The sequence below is a fragment of the Halalkalibacter alkalisediminis genome (genome assembly GCF_028610705.1).
In the GTDB taxonomy this organism is placed as follows: domain Bacteria; phylum Bacillota; class Bacilli; order Bacillales; family Bacillaceae_D; genus Halalkalibacter; species Halalkalibacter alkalisediminis.
Genome location: NZ_JAQQWT010000023.1, coordinates 1 through 23,482, shown reverse-complemented (window position 1 = coordinate 23,482; position 23,482 = coordinate 1). Strand labels below are relative to the sequence as shown.

Genomic DNA, 23,482 nt, shown 5'->3' with positions numbered 1-23,482 from the left:
CTTGACCTTTGGTAATCAAGGTCGAGCAATGGGCTAGACAAAGAACACATATACAATGCCATTTGCTAATAATAAACTGAATATTTAGTATAATAATAACTGAAGGGTGATACCATGAAGGGAAAACAAAGCCATTTAAAGTCGCCAGATTTATTGCCAATTCCACATAGTGGAAAGAAGATTGGAACGTTTGGGTTTGCGTTTATTTGGATTGGTATGGCCGTTGTTTTAGCTGCTTTTGCAATTGGTGGGGCTGGTGTTCAAAACCTCTCCTTAGGTTGGGTGGTTTTGGCAACAATTATTGGATCTGTAGCAATTGGTCTCTTTATGACGATGACAGGTGACATTGGTGTTGAACATGGACTGTCTTTTCCTGTCTATCTAAGGGCTCCGTTTGGTACGATTGGAACTCATATTCCTTCTGTTATTCGTGGATTTGTTGCTTCCTGTTGGTTTGGTATCAATACGTACTTCGGTTCAACAGCAATGAATGGCATCTTATTTGTATTGTTCGGTTTTGATAATTGGTTTGTCTGTTTCTTAATTTTTGCGACGCTTCAAATTGTGAATACCTCACTCGGGATTAAAGCCGTTGAACGTTTCGCAGATTTAGCAGCTCCTATCATCATCATCATTTCAGGATGGATGTACCTGACTCTGGCAGATAAAGCATTAGCCGAAGGTCGTGATGTTTGGGCTTGGATTGAAAGTCCAGTAACTGGTGGTGCGGCGATAACTGCATTTATCGTCGTCATTATGAGTAATATGGGCTTTTGGGGAACGTTAGCAGCAGATATGCCGTCCATTTCTCGCTTTATTAAAGCGCCGAAACACGAAAGAAGTTGGATTAAACGAAATAAATCACAAATTGTCGGTAGTTTAATTGCTTTACCCATTACACAAACTTTTATGGTTATTATTGGAGGGGTTTCTTATATTGCCGTCTCTAATTATGATCCAGTTGTTGCCCTTCAACAAGCAGCGACAGGCTTAATATTAGGGGTTCTCCTACTCATGATTGTCTTTGCACAGTGGTCAACCAATATCTCAGCGAATTTAATTCCAGCAGCAACGATATTTTCAAATGTAGGTGGACCTAAAGTGCCGTTTTGGGCAGGGGTTGTTGCAGCAGGTATAATCGGTTCTCTTGTTCAACCGTGGAGTTTGTTTAGCATCATCATTCCAGCTTTATTAATTGTTGGGGGTATCTTATCAGCCATTGTAGGAATTCTAGTTGCAGATTACTATCTCATTCGTAAGCGCCGAGTGAATGTTCCAGATCTGTATAGGGATGAAGGTCAATACACATATTTAGGTGGATTTAATTTAGCAGGTTTTATTGCCTTTGTTTTAGGTGGAATAGCAGCTTACTTTTTATCCAACTATTCGTTTATTGTCGGATTTGCTGTTGGCTTGACCGCTTATTACTTCCTTGCAAAATATTGGTGGTTCGTCAAATACAAACAAGCTGAAATGGAGGATCCAAGTGATGAAAAGTATTTAGGTATTACGGTTGGAAGAGACTGGGTAATAGAAGAAGGGATCGAAGTCGATCCCGAATCAACTGTCTCAGTAAACAATTAGAAGCAAGATAGAAAGGGGATTCAAGCATGTCTTCATACCAGGAATTCATGGCAGAAAGAGAAAAAATTGATTTTCTCATTGAACAGGGCTATCAGATAAAGGCTGTTGCAGAAAATCTGAGCGGGGCATTTGTTGAATTTGAATTATTGACTCCGGATTCAGCTGGCTACAAAGAACCGGTTGAAAGGCTACACATTTTAACCGCTGATGCTAGAAAATACTTTAGTTCTATTATTCTATCAAACCAATAATGGACACCTCCTGAGTAAAAAATGTTAGAATGACATTGAGATGAATACAGAGAAGAACCAGGCTGAGGGAGACCTTTGTCTGGTTTTTTTGGGGAAATTAGAAAAATCATTCATTTTAAGATACATTTACTATTATAATAGATATAGACATAAATATTTCGATTTTATATTAAGGAGTAGAAGTTATATAGAGGAAGTGAATAAATGAAATCTTATATAACGATTAATGAAATATTAAAACGAAAGCACTTTGAACGTACGGAAGTAATTGCTGGTGAAGGTGGGCTGAATCGGAACGTCAAATGGGTTCATGTGGTTGAAGTGATTAATATTAAAAAGCTACTTAATGGAGATGAGCTCGTTCTAACAACAGGACTGGGCTGGAAGGAAAATCAAGCATTATTTATGTCCTTCTTATCACAATTAATTGAAAGTCAAGCATCAGGATTATGTATTGAAATTAATACGCATACCTCAACGATTCCTCAAGATATTATCGATGTTGCAAATGAACATCAATTCCCTATCATTCTCTTTCATGAAGAGGTACCATTTGTTCAAATTACTCAAGATATTCATTCCTTACTCATTAACCATCAGTACCAAATGATTACAGACTTAGAAAGTTATTCACAACGATTAAATAGGCAGTTACTTGAAATCAATCACCATGAAGAGATTCTTGTGTTTTTTCAAACATTTTTGGATGTACAAGTAGTGGCGTTGTTTGATAATGAAATCTTCTGCATACCGGAGTTACCAGCTAATGAAAGACATATATTGCTAGAACGAATCCAAACAAACGAGCAGAACGGATTGAATTCGATTGCGCGACAGCCTGTTCAAGTTCTAGGAAATCAATTTGCTGAATTAGTTATTATTTCAAATGATAGGGAATTAGCCGAATTTGATTTACTTATTCTTGATCGTACCACAACAGCACTAGCTCAACACCTATTACGAGTTTTATACGTGGAAGAAAAAAGAAGAATGGAAGAAGCTGAATGGATGACGGACTGGCTTAATGGTCACCACAGTAATGTGGATATAAGGGAGCATTTAACATATGTGGATCCAGGACTTAAGTTAAATGGGGGAGTCGTTTGTACTTGTAAACTACATTTAACGGACCAATCTTCTATTTTAGATAAAACGTACTTTAAACTTCACATCCGAACGATTTTTGAACAACAAGGTTTTTATGTGTTTCCAATCGAGATTAGAAATCATATCATTTTCATTCTGGGTAATCAGCGTACAAGAAAAACATGGAAAACTAGATTGTCACAAGCGTTCATTCGTTTTAAAACGGCTGATTTTTCAGAGAAACTAAAACTTTCCTCTATTTCTTTTGGAGTAGGCAAATTTGTAAATCACCTAAGTGAGATACATATTAGTTATAAAACGGCGAAAGAAACTTTATTGCTTCAAGATATGCTGACAGAAAAAGGGAAAAGCTATTTTTATGAAGATCTACATATGTATCGAATTATATCTTTAATCAATAAGCATAGTGATCTTCAAGAAATTGTGATGGAGTATTTACAGCCTGTGATTGAATACGATCAAAAATACAATGGTAAGTTGGTTGAGACATTAAAAACGTATTTAGCATGTAATGGTTCTAAACAGGAAACGGCCAAAAAACTTTATGTAGTAAGGCAAACGATGTATCACCGAATCGAGAAGTTGGAAACCCTTCTTGGAAATGACTTTATGAGTTCGGAGAAAAGGCTAGCCATTGAATTTATGCTTCTTGCTTATGACTTTTTAACAATTGAGAATCATACACAAGTATTAGCAAATGAAATGTAGCACTTAAATCTTAGGATTTAGTGCTTTTTGTGTTTTCGTTAGCCTTAGAAACAATGACTGTTCATTTTGTGGAATATTTTCACTGAGGTATTTGACGTTATGTCTAATGAATACGATTAAGCAATAAGAGATAATGAAGGAAGAGAAAAACAATGAACAAATAGGAGGCGTAGATGATGGCAGTGGCAAAAAAACAAACAAATGTTTTGAAAAATTTTATTAATGGTAAGTGGGTAGAATCAAGTAGTCATGAAACTTTAGAAGTGCCCAACCCAGCAACAGGAGACATTGTGGCAACTGTGCCCGTTTCTGCTAGAGCGGATGTGGATCAGGCTGTAAATGCGGCAAAAGAAGCTTTTAGCTATTGGAAAAATATCCCTGTTCCAAAACGCGCTAGAATCCTGTTTAAATATCATACATTGTTAACAGATCATCACGATGAACTTGCAGAGCTTATCGTTCTAGAGAACGGAAAAGCATATAAAGAAGCACACGGTGAAGTGCAACGTGGGATTGAATGTGTTGAATTTGCAAGTGGGGCTCCAACGTTAATGATGGGAGAGTCGTTATCTGGGATTGCAGAAGAGATTGATTCAGAAATGTTTCGCTATCCATTAGGAGTAATCGGAGGAATAACGCCATTCAATTTCCCAATGATGGTTCCTTTATGGATGTTCCCATTAGCGATTGCATGTGGAAACACGTTCGTTTTAAAGCCATCAGAAAGAACGCCAATGTTAGCTAATAAGCTTGCAGAGTTGTTTACTCAAGCTGGAGCTCCAGCTGGTGTATTGAACGTTGTTCACGGGGCACATGATGTGGTAAATGGGTTACTTGATCACGAAGATGTGAAGGCTATCTCATTTGTTGGCTCTCAGCCAGTAGCAAAATATGTGTATGAACGAGCCGCAGCCAATGGCAAGAGGGTCCAAGCACTTTCAGGAGCTAAAAACCACCATATTGTCATGCCGGATGCAGATGTGGAAAAAGCGGTTGAACATATTATCGCATCGGCTTATGGCAGCGCCGGTCAACGTTGTATGGCATGTAGTGCTGTAGTGGTGGTTGGAGATGGTGAATCATTTGTCAGTCAATTAAAGGCTAAAGCGAATCAATTGACTATTGGCAATGGATTAGACGAGGAGGTATTACTAACTCCAGTCATTCGAGAGTCACATCGTGCAAAAGTGCTTGGGTATATTGAAAAAGGGGTGGAAGAAGGGGCTTCACTTATTCGAGATGGAAGAAAAGAAATGGAAGAAATGAAAAGTGGGAATTTCTTAGGTCCCACAATCTTTGACCATGTAACACCGGATATGACAATTGCAAAAGAGGAGATCTTTGCTCCGCTTATTAGTTTGCTTCGTGCAGGGGATTTAGATGAAAGTTTAGATTACATTAGAAAATCTAGATTTGGGAATGGAGCTACGATCTATACAAAGGATGCAAAAGCAATCCGTCAATTCCGAGAAGAAGCAGATGCAGGAATGCTTGGAGTGAATGTCGGTGTACCGGCCACAATGGCATTCTTCCCGTTCTCAGGCTGGAAGGATTCGTTCTACGGAGATCTTCATGTAAATGGCAAGGATGGAGTGAATTTCTACACTCGGAAAAAGATGATTACAACTAGGTTTGATTTTTAGAAGTTCGAGAGGGTCAAACTCGTTTTATACAAGTTAACCTTATAGAGTTCGATCAGGTCGTGTTTTGTTATAAAGGTTCGAGACCGCGACAGCAACCTACATTATTCTTGAGACTTTCCTAGAGGAGGGGCGGCAATGGTAAGGACTAATCAGACGAATGAAGCTCTTACAAAAGATGAGCAATATATTTGGCATTCCATGAAACCTTATAATCCTGATACGACAATGGTTGTAACGAAAGCAGAAGGTGTATGGATAACCGATAATGAAGGGAATAAATATTTAGATGCTATGTCAGGACTATGGTGCGTGAATGTAGGATATGGGCGTAAAGAATTAGCTGATGCAGCTTATGAACAGTTAAAAGAATTGGCTTATTTTCCTCTGACTCAAAGTCACTTACCAGCCATTAAACTTGGAGAAAAGTTAAACAAAATGCTAGGCGACGAATATGTTATTTTCTTTTCCAATAGTGGTTCAGAGGCAAATGAAGCGGCTTTTAAAATCGTTCGACAATATCATCAGCAAAAAGGCGAAGGTCATCGCTATAAGTTTATTTCAAGATATCGAGCCTATCACGGCAATTCAATGGGAGCACTCGCTGCCACTGGTCAGGCAGAAAGAAAATATAAGTACGAACCGTTAGCTCCTGGCTTCATTCATGTAACGCCTCCAGATGTATATCGGTCTACTGATCAATTAGATTGTGACCCTTCGGAACTAGAATCCGTAAAAGAGATTGATCGCGTGATGACGTGGGAGTTAAGTGATACCATTGCCGGGGTCATTATGGAACCAATCATTACAGGAGGAGGAGTACTCATTCCGCCAGATGGGTATTTGTCAGCCGTTAAGGAAGTTTGTGAAAAGCACGGGGCATTGCTTATTGTAGATGAAGTGATTTGTGGCTTCGGACGAACCGGCGAGGCCTTCGGGTTCATGAACTATGGGGTGAAGCCAGATATTATTACGATGGCGAAAGGGATTACAAGCGGCTATTTACCTCTTTCCGCAACGGCCGTTCGAAAAGAAATTTATAATGCTTTTAAAGGATCTGAGCAATATGATTATTTTCGGCATGTTAATACATTTGGTGGAAGTCCAGCAGCATGTGCGCTTGCGCTAAAGAACCTGGAATTAATGGAAGAGGAAAATCTATATGAACGCTCCAAAGAGTTAGGAGAGCGTTTAAAAAATGACTTACGTAATCATTTACAAAATCATTCTTTTGTGGGTGATGTGCGCGGCAAAGGATTGCTTATTGGGATAGAGCTCGTCTCTGATAAAGAAACGAAAACACCAGTTGATGTGAGCATTGTTAATCAAGTGATTGCTTCATGCAAACAAAAGGGCGTTATTATCGGTAAGAATGGAGCTACTGTAGCAGGCTATAATAATGTATTAACATTAGCTCCGCCTTTAACCATTGAAGAAGAAGAGCTAACATTTCTAGTGCAGACGTTAAAGGAGGCCCTTAATGAAGTGAATGGTCATCAGTAAAGACTTCCCATTAAACGGTTGGTGAGTGTTTGAGCCATTTCTTTAAGAAACTAGTAACTAAAGAATGGATTAGGTAGAGGGATCAACTGTTCATAAGACGGTTGATTCTTTTTTTATGAAAAAATTATTATTCAATTACAAATGCTTGATAATGGTTTCTGTTTGTTGAGTCATTTTGAAAACGCTTGCTAGATTATCTGACAAATGATTACTATAGTAGAGAGAGTTGTAATAGATTAGTGATAACTATTCTGAATTCATTAAGGTGTAAAGTCGTCTTACCATCTACGAATATGGAGGTTGCTATGCAAAATAAGTTGAAATTACTTGAATTAGAACTAGATGCGATTTTAACCACTTCAAAAGATAATATCGTAATTACTGATGGGGAGGGGGTTGTGTTAAAAGTCAGTCCTAATTGTCTAGATATCTATGGAGTAGATTATCAAGATATGATTGGAAAGACCGTATTCGATCTTGAAAAAGAAAATATATTATCTCCGTCTATTACAATAAAGGTGTTGAAAGAAAAAAAGGATTGCCAAATCATGCAGCAAACCAAAGGCCATCGGACTGTGCTAGCGACGGGGATGCCTGTTTTTGATGAGGATGGATCGATCATCCGGGTGATAAGTTTTTCTTATGATTTAACAGAGATAGAAGAATTAAAGGACAACTTTGATGAATTACAGAGAAGAATGGGGCAATATGAGTCAAAAATAGAAGAATTACAGGAAAAAGGAAATAAGGGCGAGATTGTCTTAAAGAGTAAAGCAATCCTCCAAATTTGGGATTTAATTCAACGTATTTCTAAATCGGAAGCAACCGTCGTTTTTTTAGGAGAGTCTGGTGTTGGGAAAAATGTATTTGCAAGAGCCTTACATAATGGAAGTGATCGTTCAAAGGAGAGCTTTATTGAAGTAAACTGTAGTGCTATTCCAGATTCCTTGTTTGAATCAGAAATGTTTGGTTTTGAAGCAGGTTCCTTTACAGGTGCACATAAAAAAGGAAAAGTTGGAATGATTGAACTTGCTGATCGTGGAACGTTATTTTTAGATGAAATTGGAGAACTGCCCCTTTCTGTACAAGCGAAACTATTAAAAGTGCTACAAGAAAAGATGGTCACGAGAGTAGGAGGTTTGAAGCCACGTAAAATTGATTTTCGACTAATTGCCTCAACAAATCAAAACCTAGAAGAAATGGTGGAGCGAGGAGAATTTCGACGAGATTTGTATTACCGACTTAATGTGATTCCGATTGATATCCCTCCACTCAGAGAAAGAAAAGAAGACATAGCGATTTTAATTCAACATTATGTGAAGAAATTCAATGATAAGTATGGAACGAGTAAGCAACTGTTGCCATTGGTGATTGAGCATCTGATTGCATACAACTGGCCTGGAAACGTCAGGGAATTAGAGAATATGATTGAGCGAATAATCCTTACTTCTGATCAAGACGCGATAAAACCTAGTCATCTTCCACTAATGGTGCAACAGTCATTCGAAGATTCAACTCAAGATGTATTTGATGCCAGTTTAGATGGTGAAGAGTATATGAGCTTTAAAGAGGCATTAGAGAATGTAGAAAAACGTTGGTTAAAAAGGGCGTACCGACAATATAAAACGACGTATGAAATGGCAGAGTATTTGGGAGTAAGTCAATCAACGGTGGTACGTAAGCTTCAGAAGTATCAATTAATTCAAAAATGCATTAAAATCCCAAAATGAATTATCTAGAAATAAAATAATTCATTCTTGCATTGAAATATCTAAAAAATTCAATAATTAAAAGAATTGAGGTTGGCATGGCTTTTGCAAGTATATGTGTAGAAAGTAAAACGATAGGGGGAAATAAGAATGTATCAACCGAAAGATTCTTCACTGTCACCCAGGTTTTGTGGAGTCAGAACATTTATGAGATTAGAACCGATCAAAACAACTGATGATGTCGATTTTGTTGTCGTAGGGATTCCATTTGACACAGCTGCTTCTTACCGAACAGGGCAACGAGGAGGTCCGCAACATATTCGTAATTTCTCTGTGCTACTTAGGCCTTATAATCCAGATCAAGATATCAATATTTTTGATTACTGTTCAGGAGTCGATTATGGGGATATTGATGTGATTCCTGGAAACATACACCGGACCTATGACAATATTCAAAATGAACTAAGACCCATTCTACAAAAGGAGATTACCCCAATAATTTTTGGTGGTGATCATTCTATTACACTAGGTAATTTAAGAGCGGCCGCTGAAAAGTATGGACCCGTTGCCCTTGTGCTCTTTGATGCTCATTCGGACACGTGGGACAACTATTACGGAGAAAAGTATATGCATGGAACTCCTTTTAGGCGTGCAGTAGAAGAAGGGCTTATTGACGTAGAGCATTCGATTATGATCGGGATGCGTGGTTCCCTTTATGGACCAGATGATATGAATGAAACAAGAAAACTCGGATTTGAAGTGATTACGATGCAAGAGTTCAGAAAGATTGGTTATGAACAAGTCATGAAGCGAGTTCATGAGAGAGTAGGTTCACATCCGACATTTGTTTCCTTTGATATTGATTTTGTTGACCCTGCCTTCGCACCAGGCACAGGAACTCCAGAAGTGTGTGGGGCCACGAATGTTGAGGCAATTGAATGTGTTAGACGTTTGAACGGATTGAACTTTATTGCGTTTGATTTAGTTGAGGTGCTACCTCCTTATGACAGCAGCGAAATCACCGCAGTAATGGCTTCAGCTGTTGCTCATGAGATGATCTCACTTGTTGCATTAAAAAAACGAAGAGAGCAACGAGTAGGAAATGCCAGTACAACTGTAACATGATGAACGGAGGGAATGCGTTGGATAAGCAATTATATATGAATGGGGAAATGGTTAGAGGAGAAGGGAATGTTCGCCGCATTCTAAATCCATCCTCAGAATCCACAGTTGCTACTGTTTATGAGGCTTCGGTGAAGCAAGTTGAAATGGCCATACAAGCAGCGAGGGATGCCTTTAATGACTCAAGTTGGAAGGAGGACATAGAAGAAAGAACTAATTTCCTCTTAAGGATCGCCGATACACTAGCAGAAAGACGAGAAGAGTTTGCTGTACTAGAAACCGAAAATACAGGGAAACCAATTCGTGAGGCACGGCTTGATGTGGAGGATTCAGTTAACTGTTTGCGCTATTATGCCAAGCTAGTAAAAGACCAACAGATTGAAGAAACTGACCAATGGGACGGATCGACAAGTAGGATTAAAAACGTTCCTTATGGAGTAACCGCTTTAATTGTTCCTTGGAACTTCCCTCTATTATTAGGGATTTGGAAGATTGCACCGGCATTAGCCGCTGGAAATACCATTGTGTTTAAGCCATCTGAGCTAACACCTTTAACAATGATTAAACTGGCGGAATTGATGAAGAAGTGTGCGTTACCAGACGGTGTTTTTAATCTAGTCATTGGCGATGGTCAGACTGTGGGCCAGACATTGGTTACAAGTGAGGAGGTTGACAAAATTTCATTTACAGGAGGGACAAAAACAGGGCGGACCATTAATGAACAATGCGCTCGTACGTTTAAGCGTGTATCCCTAGAGCTTGGCGGGAAATCGCCATTAATTGTTTGGGATGATGCCAATATAGATCAAGCAGTGGAATGGACCATCTTTGGCGCATTTTTTAACCAGGGAGAGGTATGTGTGGCTTCTTCGCGCATCCTTGTTCACGAAAACATGTATAAGCCGTTCATAAAAAAACTCATTGATAAGACAAAGAAAATACAGCTAGGAAACCCATTAAAAGAAGAGACAGAAATGGGTCCGCTCATAAGTAAAGAGCACCTAGAAAAAATAGAGAGTTTTATTCAATTAGGGAAAGAAGAAGGAGCAACATTGGAAGTTGGGGGAGAAAGAATTGGACAAAAGGGTTTCTATTTAACACCGATTATTTTTACGGATGTTACGTTAGAAATGGCGATTGTTCAAGAAGAGATTTTTGGGCCTTTCTGTGTGATTCAATCTTTTAGTAGTGAAGAGGAAGCGATTAAGCTTGCAAATGGGACAAAATTTGGATTAGCAGCAGGAATTCTAAGTAAAGACCTCGCTCGTTGTGAGCGTCTGGCTGATCGAATTCAAGCTGGAACGATATGGATTAATAGTTACCATACCCCTTTTGTCAATGCGCCGTGGGGTGGTTTTAAACAAAGTGGGATTGGGAGAGAGCTAGGTCCACAAGGATTAGCAGCTTATTCCGAACCGAAGCATATCAATCTTACCCCTAAATTAGACAAGCTAGGTTGGTATAGGTTTTAATATTCTCTACTACTAAGCGATTAATTGCTAACAAATAAAAAATTTGGGAGGCAACAAAATGGCTCAACTCATCAATCAATTTGGTAATGATAACATTAAACCTACTCCTCAAAATAAACGAACGATGACCTTCTTTTCCACATTTGCTCTTTGGTTAGCGGCGAATGTGGTCATTACATCGGTATTGACAGGAATGCTTTTTGTTCCAGATATTTCATGGAAGACAGCGATATGGGCCATCATTATTGGCTCGGCGATTGGGGCAATTCCACTTGCATTGACAGGGGCTATTGGAACAAGGACTGGATTATCAACAATGGTAATGACTAGAGCTGCATTTGGGCAAAAAGGAGCGATCCTTCCCTCAATTGTTAATACCATTATCTTGATTGGTTGGAGTTGGATTCAGGCCTTTTTAGCAGGGCTAAGTTTAGATTATGCCATCAGTTATGCAACTGGGTACAGCAATATTGCGTTATTTGTTATTTTGACACAGGTTCTAGTTGTTGGAATTACGATTTATGGACACTGTGGCGTAGAAAGATTAGAAAAATATGTTTCCATTGGGATGTTAATCTTATCAACAGTTGTTTTTTATAAATTGTTTACTACTTACGATGTTTCGTCTCTCATTTCGATGCAAGTAAGTCAAAATCCTGAAATCACAACGATCATTGCGTTTGATATTGTCGTAGCAACGGCCTTTTCTTGGATGTCGACTGTTTGTGATTTTAACCGACATGCTAAGTCAGAAAAAAAGGCGATGGCCGGAACGTATTTGGGGTATGTCCTTGCTTCTTTAATTGCGATGGGGCTTGGGGCTACCGTTAGTGGTTTCAGTATTTTAGCTGGAATGGAACAAACGTATGATCCAACTCTATTACTTGTCGCCTATGGATTTGGCTTTGTTGCGTCCATTGTTGTGTTCTTATCGGTTGTTTCAACAAACGTAATGGCTCTGTACAGTGCATCGATGTCATTTATGAATGTCTTCTCAAACGTTTCATTCTGGAAACCTGTTGCTGTGATCGGACTTATAACCATTATAGGTGCCCTACTTCAAGATGCATTGATGGCTAATTTCTTTGACTTCATTCTATTAATTGCTACCTTGTTTATTCCTATTTTTGCGATTGTTCTCGTTGATTTTTTTATGATCAAAAAGGGGAGTTATGACGCTGAAGACATTGTTTCTGATGTGAGGGGAAATTACCGTTATCAAAATGGGATTAACATTGCCGCATATGTTGCCTATATTTTAGGGGCTGTTTTTGCCTATTACTTTACTTATGTCATGCCGCTATTCGTGGGTTCATCGATTTTAACATTCTTCGTTTCTGGCTTCTTATATTGGGTGGTCATGACACTTTCAAAACAAATTCCAGTCACATCGTCATTGGAACAAAAAGGCGTTGATTTGTCATAATGGATTATATTGCCGGAATACAAGCAGAATTTTCCGTAGGTGACATTGACGACAATTTAAAGAAGATAAGAGAGTTTGTAAAAGAAAGTCTAACTTTAAATCCAGATGTGAAACTACTTTTATTCCCTGAGCTAGCGGCAACCGGATATTTTTTAACGGAACATCTTTATGAGGTAGCCGAAAAGCAAGGTGGTCCGATTGAGTTAGAAATGGCAAAGCTTGCAAGAGAATATCATGTGCATTTGGCATATGGTTATGTTGAAAAGGGAGAAGAGAACATACTATATAATTCTTTGAAATTCATTGATACGAGTGGCAATTCTTTAGGTAATTATCGAAAAATTCATTTAACTTGCTTGGAGAAAGCGTATTTTTCGGCTGGAAATGAAATCGTCATTGTGGACACTACTATGGGAAAGGTCGGGTTAATGATCTGTTGGGATCTTGCTTTTCCAGAGTTGGCGAGGGAGCTTGCCAAAAAAGGGGCAGATCTTTTGCTCGCTCCAAGTGCGTGGGAAGTCCCTTACGATCGCCCTTACCATCACTTTGGCAGGGCAAGGGCCATTGATAATAGCCTTTTCTTAATGACCATTAATCATATTGGTTCATCACAAGAGCTAACATTCTTTGGGGGATCGTGTGTGTATGGTCCTAATGGAGAGTGTCTCACAATGGCTAGTGATCAAGAAGAAATTCTAATTACAGCTATTAATCAAAAATGGCGCAAGGAGTTAAAAAAGACATTTTTTACAATGCTAGAAGAAAGAAGAACGGATGTGTATGGATCTTAGGAAGAAGGAGGTTCAAAATGAAGATCAAAACTAGTTATCAGACCAGTGGCGACCATTGATTAAGATGGATATCATGTAAGTTATGTTAATCTGGCTGCCATAGGGAAACCTATGTTGATGCGCCTTTCCGCTTTAGAGAAATTAGTTTAAAAATCGATGAGGTCGGTTTACAATCTTTTTTAGGAAAAGGATTAGTGATTCATGTAACAGAAAAAAAGCAAGAGAGGCTATTACACTATAGGATATTCATCCATATTTAAACCGATTAACTCCTGGGTTGATTGTGTTGTTTCATACAGGTAGGCCGATCCAAGCTCATGAAGAATCTATTTTCGGAAGCATTGAGGTCATTTATAAAATGCTTACTCGGGGCATTCGTACTTTCTTCATAGCAACTGTACAATTTTTAATAAAAGGCCAAGTAGACTAGTGTCTACTTGGCCTTTTCGTGCTCGTTCTAGGTTGCTACTTTTTAGGTTCTTTTGGAAATACTTACGTTCAATAACATATTTCTCTTTACAAGTGCAAATGCTAAAAAACAAGTAACTACAGATGCGGGTGATTATATGGCTGAAATAATGGATAATTTGCTGGGTTTTTTACCTCCAGGAGGAGTGTTTATAGGGGGGGCGGGAGTCGCAATACTTATATTAGCGTTTCAATTTCTAAATAAATGGTTACATCACATTTTAAAACTACCTTGGATGCAGGAAGAAAACCAGCGTAAAAGGAAGCAACTAGAACAAAACGCGAACAATCAACAAAAGTCAAACTAAGGTTAAGGGGTGGAAATATGAATCAGCCACCATATCGTATTTCTCCTTTAGAAATGTCCATTACGTTAATATCAATGATGCTGGCAATTGGAATTTTAACGTTACCACGTTCTTTAGCTGAAGCGATGGATAGCGGAGATGGTTGGATAGCCATTCTGGTTAGTAGTGCAATTGTCATGGGTTTTGTTTTCATGATCGTCCGGCTTCAAAAGAATTTCCCTGGACAGTCTCTTCTAGAATATGTCGGAGAAAAAGGAATGGGAAAATGGATTGCCAAACTCATTGCTGTCCTTTTTGTTATTTACTTTATTCCGTTTCTAGCTTATGAAGCTCGAGTTTTAACGATTATCGTTCGAATGTATTTACTTGATCGAACGCCGCCTGAAATAACACTTGCAATTATCGTCTTAACGACGACCTATGCGGTCTCTAAAGGAGTACAAGGAATTGTTCATTTAAATCTAATGTTTATCCCATTTATTATGTTCGTTTATCTAATCTTAATCGTCTTTAATATTCAAGATATGAATATAACGGAACTACGCCCTGTTTTACCTATGGGGATGACCTCCCTATTACCGTCGCTACAACCTACCATATTTTCGTTTCTAGGAATCGAATTATTGTTTTTTTGGCTTGCTTTTATGAAATCAGACCATTTACGAGCTTTGCCATTAAATCTAGGGGTTCTTTTTGTGACGATGTTGTATCTTCTCATAGTTGTTATATCTTATACGGTTATGTCTGTTAATGGCGTAAAAACGATTGTTTTTCCAACGGTTGGGTTAGCGAAAGAAGTAGAAATCGTAGAGGGTTTGATTGAACGGTTTGAGCCGTTAATGATTGTGATTTGGATCATGCAAATTTTTAACACCATGGCTATTATCCATTATTTAGCTGTGCAAACGATCAAAAAAGACCTTTTAAAGACGGAAAAAGGAATGTGGATCCCAGCTGTAGTTACGTTTTTTACTTATTATATTGCTGCTATCCCAAACTCTATTCAAGAAGTATTTACACTAGGAGATCTAATAGGTTATGCAGGTGCCAGTCTCATTTTACTGTCACTTATTATAGGTTATTTGACCGTATGGATTAAAATGAGAAAGAAAAGGAATCAAACAAATACGAAGGAGATAGCAAAATGAAAGGGATAACTCTATCGTTTCTTCTTGTTTGTCTATTTATGTTATCAGGGTGTTGGGATTTAACAGAGATAGAACAATTAAGTTTTGTTATTGGTACAGCTCTAGATCCAGTAGACGATGAAGAAATAAAAGCAAGATATCAAAAAGAAACGGGCAGACCTTTACCTAAAGAGATGTTTCAAGTAACGAATCAAGTGGTCATTCCGGGGTTAATTGAAGGAGGGGGAGAAGGAGGAGGGAGTCCAGCTGAAGGGCCATTTTTTAACATTCGCTCAACAGGAATGACTAACTTTAAGATAAATCGAAATTTTACATCTAGAAGAAGTCGAGTAATGAATTATGAACATGTAAAAGTAGTACTCATAAACGAAGAATTAGCCCGAGAAGGAATCATAGAGAGCGTTATTGACTTTTTCGCTCGAGATCATGCAATGCGAAGAGATTTTCTGGTTCTTATTTCAAAAGGGAGTGGTTATGAGATATTAGAAAATAAACTTCCATTAGAAATCATGCCAGCGATCTCCATTGAGATGATGAGCAACAATACCGAGAAAGGTCATAGTATTCCTCCCAAAAAATATATTGGTGAATTAATTAATAATGTAGCAAGTCATCAGAGCTATATCATTCCGAGGATTACTAAAACAGGCGGGGATGGCATTAAATTAGCAGGTGCTGCTGTTTTTTTTGGAAGAGAAAATAAAATGGTAGGTTGGCTTGGTGAGTATGATATTCAAGGGTACGGTTGGGTAACGGGGGAAGTGGAAAATGAAGCCATTGAAGCTTTTTATGGTCCGGAGCAAAAGCCATTTGTCTTTGAAACAGATTCTGGAGAAGTAAAGGTTGATTATCAACACGAAAATGGCAAAGATCTTTTTACGATCACGATAATGGCAGAGGGCTTCTTTGTGGATAATTGGATTGGTGGCATTGACCTTGACACCCATGAAACCATTTCGAAGCTTGAACAGGAAGTTGCAAACGAAATTAAACGTCAATCAACGAAGGTAATAGAAAAAATGCAAAATGAATTTTATACTGATATTTTTCAGCTTCATGACGAAGTGAGAATTCATGAGAATTCTTATTGGCAAGAAGTGAAAGATCGTTGGGATGGGGAAGATGGTGCTTTTTCTAAGGCTGAAATCAATTTAGAGGTTGACGTAGAAATTCGTCATTATATGACAACCGCGGAGTTAGAAGAGAATTGAGGTGAAGAAATGTATAGAAGATTATTGAAAAGGTTAAATGAACAGAAACAAAGAGCCTCAGATGAGTATGAGATTAAGCGTTCTAAAAGTCTGACTAAAATGGTTGAGACGATTAATAATATAGTTGGAGAAAGCGATGATATCGTTCAAAGGGACTTCAAAATTGGAGGGCAATTAAAAGCGAGTTTATTTTTTGTTGATGGGCTAGCCTTTGATTCTGGTATTGAGGATCGGATTATTAAACCACTTATTTATTTTGCTGATATCAACAAGGAACTAACTAGTCATCAATTGGTCGAACACTTACTGACGGAAGTCGTTACGTTTATAGAGGTTTCTGAAAAGGAAACGTTTGATGAAGCGATTTTGTCTCTCATGTCAGGAGAAACATTACTGGTCATCGATGGAATAGACAAGTTGATTCTATTTGAAACGAGACAATATAATCAACGAAGTATAGAAGAACCTGAAAGTGAAGTAATTGTAAGGGGACCACGTGATGGGTTTAATGAAGTTCTTCATACGAATGTTATGTTAATACGGAGACGTCTACGAGATCCTAATTTGACTGTACAGTTTGGTCAACTAGGGCGTCGTTCGAAAACGGATTTTGCGATTGTGTACCTAAAGGGAATTACAAATCAGGATCTTGTCGAAGAAGTGCGTTATCGACTCTCTTGTCTAGACATGGATATCACTATGGAGACAGGTGTGATTGAACAATATATTGAAGAAAATGTATTGTCTCCATTTCCGCAATTACTACGAACAGAAAGACCGGATAAAACAATCATCGCTTTAACGAGTGGGAAAGTCGTGGTGGTTTTAGATGGCACACCATTTATTTTAATGGCACCTGTAACATTTAGTGATTTAATGAGGGCGACTGAAGATAACTATGATCGATGGCACATTAGTAGTTTTGTTCGACTCCTGCGCTATTTCGCAGCGGCTATCGCTGTATTTCTACCTGGACTCTACATTGCGATTGTCTCTTATCATCAAGGGATGATCCCAACTGTTATTGCTCTATCGATTGCAAGCACCCGGGAAGGTGTACCTTTTCCTGCTTTTATTGAAGCTTTCTTAATGGAAATCACCTTTGAATTATTAAGAGAAGCAGGAATTCGATTGCCGCGTCCAATTGGACAAACAATCGGAATTGTCGGTGGTCTTGTTATCGGGGACGCAGCTGTTCGGGCTGGGATTGTAAGTCCGGTCATGGTTATCGTCGTGGCCGTTACAGCGATCGCATCATTCGCCATTCCTGCCTATAATGTCAGTATCACCTTTCGTATATTGCGTTTTCTAGTGATGATTTCAGCGGCTTTCCTTGGGTTATTTGGCATTGTCATTTCATATATTTTGATTAATATTCACCTTGTTGGGTTAAGAAGCTTTGGTAGTTATTATACATCTCCATTCGCACCATATAAATTTGGAGAGTGGTTAGACCTAATGATTCGTGGGCCTCTTATTCTTTTAAAAAATCGACCAGCAGAACCAGGTGTGTTGGATAAGAAGAAAAAGGATATGTGACTGACAGACTCCTGTAGATGAATTTAATGATGTTGTAACAGCACGGTTTAAGATTCTTAAAAAGAAAAGGCTACTGAAAAGATTCAAATCACCTACTCAGTAGCCTCAAAAAGAGGGATAATCTTTTTATCATCAAGTGAAGATGTGAGCAAAGTCACTTCTTTCGAGGTTGAAATCTCTATAATAAGACATAGTCAAAAGTATTGACACAGTATGTTTTTAATGGAGGATCCAAAGTGGAATTTGTCATTTCTTTATTAAATGAACCATTACTATTGTTATTTGTCATTTTATTTTTAGGATCCATGCTTGGTCAAGCGAAGATCAAAGGGCTTAGTTTAGGGACATCAGGGGTCCTATTGGTTGCGATGTTGTTTGGTCATTTCGGTTACGAGATTTCACAAACGGTCCAGAATTTAGGATTAAGTTTGTTTATCGTCGCGGTTGGTTTACAAGCGGGTCCTCGTTTTTTTCGAATGATGCGCTCAAGCGGAATTGTATTTGGCATCATCGGGTTATTCATTGTTTTGATTGCGGCGCTGACAACGATCGTGGTGTCTAAAGTGTTCGGACTTTCTCCGGCTCTTAGCATCGGACTGATGACAGGGGCACTGACTAGTACACCTGGGTTAGCGGCAGCTTTGCAGGCAACCAATGATCCGCTTGCTTCAGTTGGATACGGAATTGCTTACCCATTTGGGGTGATCGCAGTCGTATTATTTGTTCAACTGTTGCCAAGAGTGTTTAACATTGATTTGGTCAAGGATTTAAAGGAAAAGGTTGATCCAGCGCGCAATGAAGGTTCACCTGAAGTCGTGACCGTTGAAGTGACCAATTCGATCATTAACAAGCGAACGTTAAAAGAGTTGAAGTTTGAACAGTATAAATCCGTGGTCATAAGTCGAGTCATTCGTGGAGATAGAAATATTATTGCTTTAAATGACACGGTGATCTTAGTAGGTGATCGTTTGGTAGCTGTAGGATTAAGAGCAGATTTAAATAGGCTTTGTGAAGATATTGGGAAAGAAGTTGAAGTCGATTTTAAGAACTCGGATCACGTGAAACTACGTAAAGTGGTTGTGGATTCGGAGGAGATGATTGGAAAAAGTTTAAGAGAGCTTGAATTAAGAAGAATGTATGGGGTAACGGTTACACGGATGGAGCGAGGAGGCTTTGAATTTAACCAAAGTTCCAAGTGGCGTATGGAAAGAGGTGACGTTCTAACGCTTGTTAGCAGTGAAGATCGGTTAAACGTAGTCGAAAAGCTGTTTAGCAAAAAAACATTGGCCGTGACGAACGTACATATTTTTTCATTGAGTTTGATTTTGTTGATTGGGATTGTTATGGGCATGGTTCCGATTCATTTACCGAATCTCGGGACGGTTACTTTCGGGGTTGCAGGGGGTCCTTTGTTTGTGGCTTTAGTAATCGGTCATTTTGGAAAGCTTGGGCCGATTCGGGCACGTTATTTTCAACCATCTAATCAAGTAATCCGTGATATTGGATTAGTTTTGTTTTTAGCTGGAGCAGGTACCACAGCAGGGCAAGGTCTTGTTGAGGTTGTCCAAAGAGAAGGACTCCGCCTTGTATTTGGAGGGGCACTCATTACGATTATTCCGATAGTAGTTGGTTTTTTTCTTGCTAGAAAGCTGTTCCAACTGAGCATGATTCATTCACTTGGTGCTCTTTGCGGTGGTCTTACTAGTACACCTGGTCTAGGGGCGGTTAATCAATTGATTGATTCGGAAGATCCTTCGATTGCCTATGCGGCGGCATACCCGTTTGCACTCATCTTCGTGGCTATCGCGTCCCAGCTATTAATCTTCTTTTTGTGAATACATTGAAAAACCGTCTAAGTGAGTTTTATCTCTCAGACGGTTTTTGGTCATTTTCACTATGAACGTTGTACACCAGAGGTCGTATAACTTTGGACCATTTTATGTAGATCTTTGTGTGCTTCTCTTAATTTAATGGTTTCATCGATGATTCTTTGAAAACCTTCTAAGTCCTTGTCCGATGCATTTAATACAGATTTGGTGAGACCTTCAGCTATTTGTTGCAAGGTGAAATCTCGATTCATGACAACGGCCACCTTTCTTTTTTAATCATTATTCACTACATATGGAATATAAGTGCAAATGAAAGCACGTGTACAATATCATCGTAAACTTTTTCATTTTCTAAGTATAGTAGAACCACAAGATTATCATTGTAATTAAATAATTTTACACCTTTAATATAGATTTATTGTTGATTTTTTACTTTTTTTGATGAAGTGTAAGCAAATTGTAATATGGGTGTAGTGTGGTTGAAAACCTGTTAGATGAGGTTGTATCGTTTTTCTTTTGTGAAAGTTATACCAAAATACGATATTTTCGACAAAAGCCTTTTAAAACGATAGCATTTCGCGTTATACTTTCATTTGTGTTTCTTTTTTTAAAGTTAAATTAATAATAGAAAAGAGTTTGATAGAATGTCTGTACATGAACAATGGAAATCAAAATTAGGCTTTATTTTAGCAGCGGCGGGTTCGGCGATCGGACTTGGAGCTATATGGAAGTTACCATATGTCGCTGGGACATCAGGCGGAGGAGCGTTCTTTTTCCTTTTTATTCTCTTTACGTTGTTATTAGGCTATCCTTTGTTAGTCGGGGAATTTGTAATAGGACGCCGAGCACAAAGTGATGCGATCACGACTTACAAAAAATTAGCACCAAGCACGTTATGGCATTTAACGGGAAGACTGGGCGTATTTACGAGCTTTTTAGTTTTATCTTTTTACAGTGTAGTCGGTGGGTGGATTATTTTATACCTGTTTCAAGCTTTTACGGGTGGGCTCAATGACTTGCCACAAGAGCAATACGGACAGTTATTTGGAAATATTATTTCGAATCCACTATATGCACTAACAGGACAAATTGTCTTTTTATTGATCACGGTTTATGTCGTGGCAAAAGGGGTTCAAAAAGGAATTGAAAAAGCTAGTACCTTTATGATGCCAGCCTTGTTTGTTTTATTTTTATTACTAGTGATTCGGTCTTTAAGTTTGGATGGGGCAATGGAAGGCGTGCGTTTTTTACTTGTTCCTGATTTTTCACAATTGAATTCAGAAGTGATTCTCTTTGCATTAGGACAAGCCTTTTTTTCTTTATCACTTGGTGTATCTGTTATGGTGACTTATAGTTCTTATCTTCCCAAATCACAGGATCTTCCGAAGTCGGCTGTCTCCATTGTGGGAATGAATTTGTTTATCGCTTTGCTTGCAGGGTTAGCTATTTTTCCGGGAGTCTTCTCGATGGGGTTAGAAGTCAATGAGGGACCTACTTTAATCTTTGCTGTGTTACCAGCGGTTTTTAATCAAATGCCATTTGGAATGGTTTTCTTTATTGCCTTTTTGATCTTGTTTTTATTTGCCGCTTTAACCTCTGCCTTTTCGATGGTTGAGTCGCTTGTGGCAACCTTAGCAAAAGATGATTTAAACAAGAGAAAAAAATATACGTGGATTCTCGGAGGGGTGATTTTTATTGTTGGAATCCCTTCCTGTCTATCTTTTGGTTTAATGGCCGATACCGTTTTCTTTGGCCGGACGTTCTTCGACTTTCTTGATATGACAGTGAGTAACATCCTTATGCCTTTAGGAGCGCTTGTGGTATCCATCTTTGTTACGTTTAAAGTCTCAAAAACAGATTTACTAGATGAGCTTAAGCAAGGTTCTAAAGTAGGAATGGGTTTCTATTATACTTGGTTTTATTTATTGCGTTATGTCACACCTATTGCCATCATTATTGTGTTTTTAGATGTATTGGGTGTTCTAACTTGGATACTTTAAAGATGAGAAGCAGCGCTCGTTAGGGCGTTGCTTCTTTTTCGTTATAGTGTGCCATCATGTGGAATTAGGGGACGTGAAGTCTGTTATTTTGGTGGAGGCGATGTAGAGAGGCGGAGTGGACATGAGTTCTGCTAATCTATCAATGAACTGTATAGTTCTTCTGACTTTTAGTAGATAGCGGAACTCACGTCCGAAAATCAGTAGAAAGGGCGATTGTTGTAAAAAAGAGGAATCTATGTTCATGAGTAGGGTAGACCATCCAGTTGATCAATTTCAGGTGGTATACTAATTAGATGAATTTAAAAATCAGGGAAAAAGGATCGGTGAAAATGAAAAAAGTAGAAGTCAAAGGCGTGAAGGTAGATAAACAGACAAGGTGTGAACACTATCATACGGAGAAAGATATCATAGCGATTAAATTTAAATGTTGCAACACTTATTATCCTTGTCACCTTTGCCATGAAGAAGTGGCAGGACATGAGTCTGTTATTTGGAAGCGGGAGGAAAGGGGCCAGAAAGCGATCTTATGTGGCGTATGTAAGACAGAGTTAACGATTAATGCTTATGTAAATAGTGGTTCAAAGTGTCCTGTTTGTAAATCGTCATTTAATGAAGGCTGTCAAACTCATTATCATTTGTATTTTGAATGATGTAAGAACTAGTCTTCTTCGTGCAGGTTATAACCCTATTAGATTCATTATAGATAAAATTCATATATTTGAATCAATTTCATAAAGCCTAACTCATGAATCGTACAAGAATCCAATTTTACATTTAACATTTTTAAAATTGGATTTAAGCCACGTGATTCAGCTCCTTGTTGGAAAGTGACTTAGCTATCCGGTCACAAGCAAGCTTCGCTCCGTTATAAACTAATTGTGTCAAATCAAAGTGTACTTTTGCTCGTTTTCCTGTACGATAACGAACATTATTTAATTGGAAGAATTCTTTGAGATAAGCAATGACTCGTTCGACAGCACTTCGTTGCTTATAGAGCGTTTTCCACGCCTTTGAACCGCGGGCTGGGGCTGTATAGCGACGTAAATCAGTGGTGATTTTGACTTTATAAACCTTCTGGCACAACGTATCTTCTGCTAGCGGACAGTCTTTGCACTCTTTTGGACGTGTATATTTTAACGTCTCATAAGTTGGGTCATAACTATCATACCGATATGAATGTTCATGAACACAAGTAGGGGCAAAATTCTTATCAAACCCTACTGGTTCTGATTCATTCTTCTTGTTATAAGCAATAATCGACTGGGCACCGATCCGATAGATTTGTTGATAAATAGCGGGATAATCGTAACCTGCATCCAATGTGCTATAAGAGATCGGAAGGATAGAAAGACGCTCATGAATGCCTTTTAATAAAGGGATTGCCGCTTTTCCGTCATTCAGATTACCAGATGAAAATAGGGATTGTAGAATGTACTGACTCTTGGTTCCAACGGCTAAGTGTCCTTTATATCCATACCAATAAGCATTCTTCCCTTCGCTGTTTTTCTTAATGCCCCATTTAGGGGCATTTGGTACGGATGAACGTAATACATTTAGAGGTGTATCAAGTTGAGCTTCAATGGGTTTCTCGAAAACCGACAGATTTGCTTCGCGTTCGGCTTGTTCTTGAAGCCATTGCTCTTGTTCTTCTTTTGATTTACGTCCA

Annotated in this window: 19 protein-coding genes; 17 read left to right on the top strand and 2 right to left on the bottom strand. The window is 38.5% G+C overall.

Features of this window, described 5'->3' with window-relative positions; translation table 11 throughout:
• Positions 1–114: 114 nt before the first annotated feature.
• The 15 genes from PQ474_RS20060 (at position 115) to PQ474_RS19990 (ending at position 19,822) form a co-directional block, all read left to right on the top strand.
• Positions 115–1,584 carry an NCS1 family transporter gene (locus PQ474_RS20060; protein WP_273847187.1) on the top strand — a complete coding sequence of 490 codons (1,470 nt, stop codon included), beginning with the start codon at positions 115–117 and terminating at the stop codon, positions 1,582–1,584.
• A gap of 26 nt (positions 1,585–1,610) precedes the next feature.
• Positions 1,611–1,835: a hypothetical protein gene (locus tag PQ474_RS20055; protein WP_273847186.1), complete on the top strand. Its 225-nt coding sequence runs from the start codon at positions 1,611–1,613 to the stop codon at positions 1,833–1,835.
• A gap of 204 nt (positions 1,836–2,039) precedes the next feature.
• The gene (locus tag PQ474_RS20050) at positions 2,040–3,650 is read left to right on the top strand and encodes a PucR family transcriptional regulator (RefSeq protein ID WP_273847185.1); all 1,611 of its coding nucleotides are present in this window, start codon (positions 2,040–2,042) and stop codon (positions 3,648–3,650) included.
• 176 nt (positions 3,651–3,826) lie between these two features.
• Positions 3,827–5,293, top strand: coding sequence for a CoA-acylating methylmalonate-semialdehyde dehydrogenase (locus tag PQ474_RS20045; RefSeq protein ID WP_273847184.1), 1,467 nt, complete (start codon positions 3,827–3,829; stop codon positions 5,291–5,293).
• Positions 5,294–5,428: 135 nt separating this feature from the next.
• The gene (locus tag PQ474_RS20040) at positions 5,429–6,793 is read left to right on the top strand and encodes an aspartate aminotransferase family protein (protein WP_273847183.1); all 1,365 of its coding nucleotides are present in this window, start codon (positions 5,429–5,431) and stop codon (positions 6,791–6,793) included.
• 305 nt (positions 6,794–7,098) lie between these two features.
• Positions 7,099–8,523: a sigma-54 interaction domain-containing protein gene (locus tag PQ474_RS20035; RefSeq protein WP_273847182.1), complete on the top strand. Its 1,425-nt coding sequence runs from the start codon at positions 7,099–7,101 to the stop codon at positions 8,521–8,523.
• 129 nt (positions 8,524–8,652) lie between these two features.
• Entirely contained in the window at positions 8,653–9,627 is a 975-nt protein-coding gene (gene speB / locus PQ474_RS20030) for an agmatinase (RefSeq protein WP_273847181.1), read from the top strand.
• A gap of 17 nt (positions 9,628–9,644) precedes the next feature.
• Positions 9,645–11,096, top strand: coding sequence for an aldehyde dehydrogenase family protein (locus PQ474_RS20025; RefSeq protein ID WP_390186758.1), 1,452 nt, complete (start codon positions 9,645–9,647; stop codon positions 11,094–11,096).
• Between the two features lie 58 nt (positions 11,097–11,154).
• Positions 11,155–12,522: a purine-cytosine permease family protein gene (locus PQ474_RS20020; protein WP_273847180.1), complete on the top strand. Its 1,368-nt coding sequence runs from the start codon at positions 11,155–11,157 to the stop codon at positions 12,520–12,522.
• Positions 12,522–13,313, top strand: coding sequence for a carbon-nitrogen hydrolase family protein (locus tag PQ474_RS20015; protein ID WP_273847179.1), 792 nt, complete (start codon positions 12,522–12,524; stop codon positions 13,311–13,313). Before PQ474_RS20020 ends, PQ474_RS20015 begins: the two co-directional genes overlap by 1 nt.
• A 566-nt stretch (positions 13,314–13,879) precedes the next feature.
• Positions 13,880–14,089, top strand: coding sequence for a hypothetical protein (locus tag PQ474_RS20010; RefSeq protein WP_273847178.1), 210 nt, complete (start codon positions 13,880–13,882; stop codon positions 14,087–14,089).
• Between the two features lie 17 nt (positions 14,090–14,106).
• Complete coding sequence (locus PQ474_RS20005) at positions 14,107–15,237, top strand: GerAB/ArcD/ProY family transporter (protein WP_273847177.1); 1,131 nt, start codon at positions 14,107–14,109, stop codon at positions 15,235–15,237.
• Positions 15,234–16,448: a Ger(x)C family spore germination protein gene (locus PQ474_RS20000; RefSeq protein ID WP_273847176.1), complete on the top strand. Its 1,215-nt coding sequence runs from the start codon at positions 15,234–15,236 to the stop codon at positions 16,446–16,448. Before PQ474_RS20005 ends, PQ474_RS20000 begins: the two co-directional genes overlap by 4 nt.
• 9 nt (positions 16,449–16,457) lie before the next feature.
• A complete protein-coding gene (locus PQ474_RS19995; protein WP_273847175.1) occupies positions 16,458–17,987 on the top strand; it encodes a spore germination protein in 1,530 nt (509 codons plus the stop codon).
• 236 nt (positions 17,988–18,223) lie between these two features.
• A complete protein-coding gene (locus tag PQ474_RS19990; protein WP_273847174.1) occupies positions 18,224–19,822 on the top strand; it encodes an aspartate:alanine exchanger family transporter in 1,599 nt (532 codons plus the stop codon).
• Between the two features lie 59 nt (positions 19,823–19,881).
• Here PQ474_RS19990 and PQ474_RS19985 read toward each other — a convergent pair whose 3' ends face one another.
• Positions 19,882–20,067: a hypothetical protein gene (locus PQ474_RS19985; protein WP_273847173.1), complete on the bottom strand. Its 186-nt coding sequence runs from the start codon at positions 20,065–20,067 to the stop codon at positions 19,882–19,884.
• A gap of 393 nt (positions 20,068–20,460) precedes the next feature.
• On the opposite strand from PQ474_RS19985, the gene PQ474_RS19980 reads away from it, so the two are divergent.
• Complete coding sequence (locus PQ474_RS19980) at positions 20,461–21,816, top strand: sodium-dependent transporter (protein WP_273847171.1); 1,356 nt, start codon at positions 20,461–20,463, stop codon at positions 21,814–21,816.
• A 293-nt stretch (positions 21,817–22,109) separates the two neighbouring features.
• Entirely contained in the window at positions 22,110–22,466 is a 357-nt protein-coding gene (locus tag PQ474_RS19975; RefSeq protein ID WP_273847169.1) for a CHY zinc finger protein, read from the top strand.
• A 145-nt stretch (positions 22,467–22,611) separates the two neighbouring features.
• On the opposite strand, the gene PQ474_RS19970 is transcribed toward PQ474_RS19975, so the two are convergent.
• Positions 22,612–23,482, bottom strand: an 871-nt coding sequence (locus PQ474_RS19970) for a transposase (RefSeq protein WP_273847167.1), incomplete at its 5' end; no start/stop codon positions are given.

Coding starts and splice junctions, on each gene's coding strand:
- PQ474_RS20055 (WP_273847186.1), top strand. CDS start 1,611: ATGTCTTCATACCAGGAATTCATGGCAGAAAGAGAAAAAATTGATTTT.
- PQ474_RS20040 (WP_273847183.1), top strand. CDS start 5,429: ATGGTAAGGACTAATCAGACGAATGAAGCTCTTACAAAAGATGAGCAA.
- PQ474_RS20060 (WP_273847187.1), top strand. CDS start 115: ATGAAGGGAAAACAAAGCCATTTAAAGTCGCCAGATTTATTGCCAATT.
- PQ474_RS20050 (WP_273847185.1), top strand. CDS start 2,040: ATGAAATCTTATATAACGATTAATGAAATATTAAAACGAAAGCACTTT.
- PQ474_RS20000 (WP_273847176.1), top strand. CDS start 15,234: ATGAAAGGGATAACTCTATCGTTTCTTCTTGTTTGTCTATTTATGTTA.
- PQ474_RS20035 (WP_273847182.1), top strand. CDS start 7,099: ATGCAAAATAAGTTGAAATTACTTGAATTAGAACTAGATGCGATTTTA.
- PQ474_RS20020 (WP_273847180.1), top strand. CDS start 11,155: ATGGCTCAACTCATCAATCAATTTGGTAATGATAACATTAAACCTACT.
- PQ474_RS20045 (WP_273847184.1), top strand. CDS start 3,827: ATGGCAGTGGCAAAAAAACAAACAAATGTTTTGAAAAATTTTATTAAT.
- PQ474_RS20010 (WP_273847178.1), top strand. CDS start 13,880: ATGGCTGAAATAATGGATAATTTGCTGGGTTTTTTACCTCCAGGAGGA.
- PQ474_RS20015 (WP_273847179.1), top strand. CDS start 12,522: ATGGATTATATTGCCGGAATACAAGCAGAATTTTCCGTAGGTGACATT.
- PQ474_RS20005 (WP_273847177.1), top strand. CDS start 14,107: ATGAATCAGCCACCATATCGTATTTCTCCTTTAGAAATGTCCATTACG.
- PQ474_RS19995 (WP_273847175.1), top strand. CDS start 16,458: ATGTATAGAAGATTATTGAAAAGGTTAAATGAACAGAAACAAAGAGCC.
- PQ474_RS19975 (WP_273847169.1), top strand. CDS start 22,110: ATGAATTTAAAAATCAGGGAAAAAGGATCGGTGAAAATGAAAAAAGTA.
- PQ474_RS19985 (WP_273847173.1), bottom strand. CDS start 20,067: ATGAATCGAGATTTCACCTTGCAACAAATAGCTGAAGGTCTCACCAAA.
- PQ474_RS19980 (WP_273847171.1), top strand. CDS start 20,461: ATGTCTGTACATGAACAATGGAAATCAAAATTAGGCTTTATTTTAGCA.
- speB (WP_273847181.1), top strand. CDS start 8,653: ATGTATCAACCGAAAGATTCTTCACTGTCACCCAGGTTTTGTGGAGTC.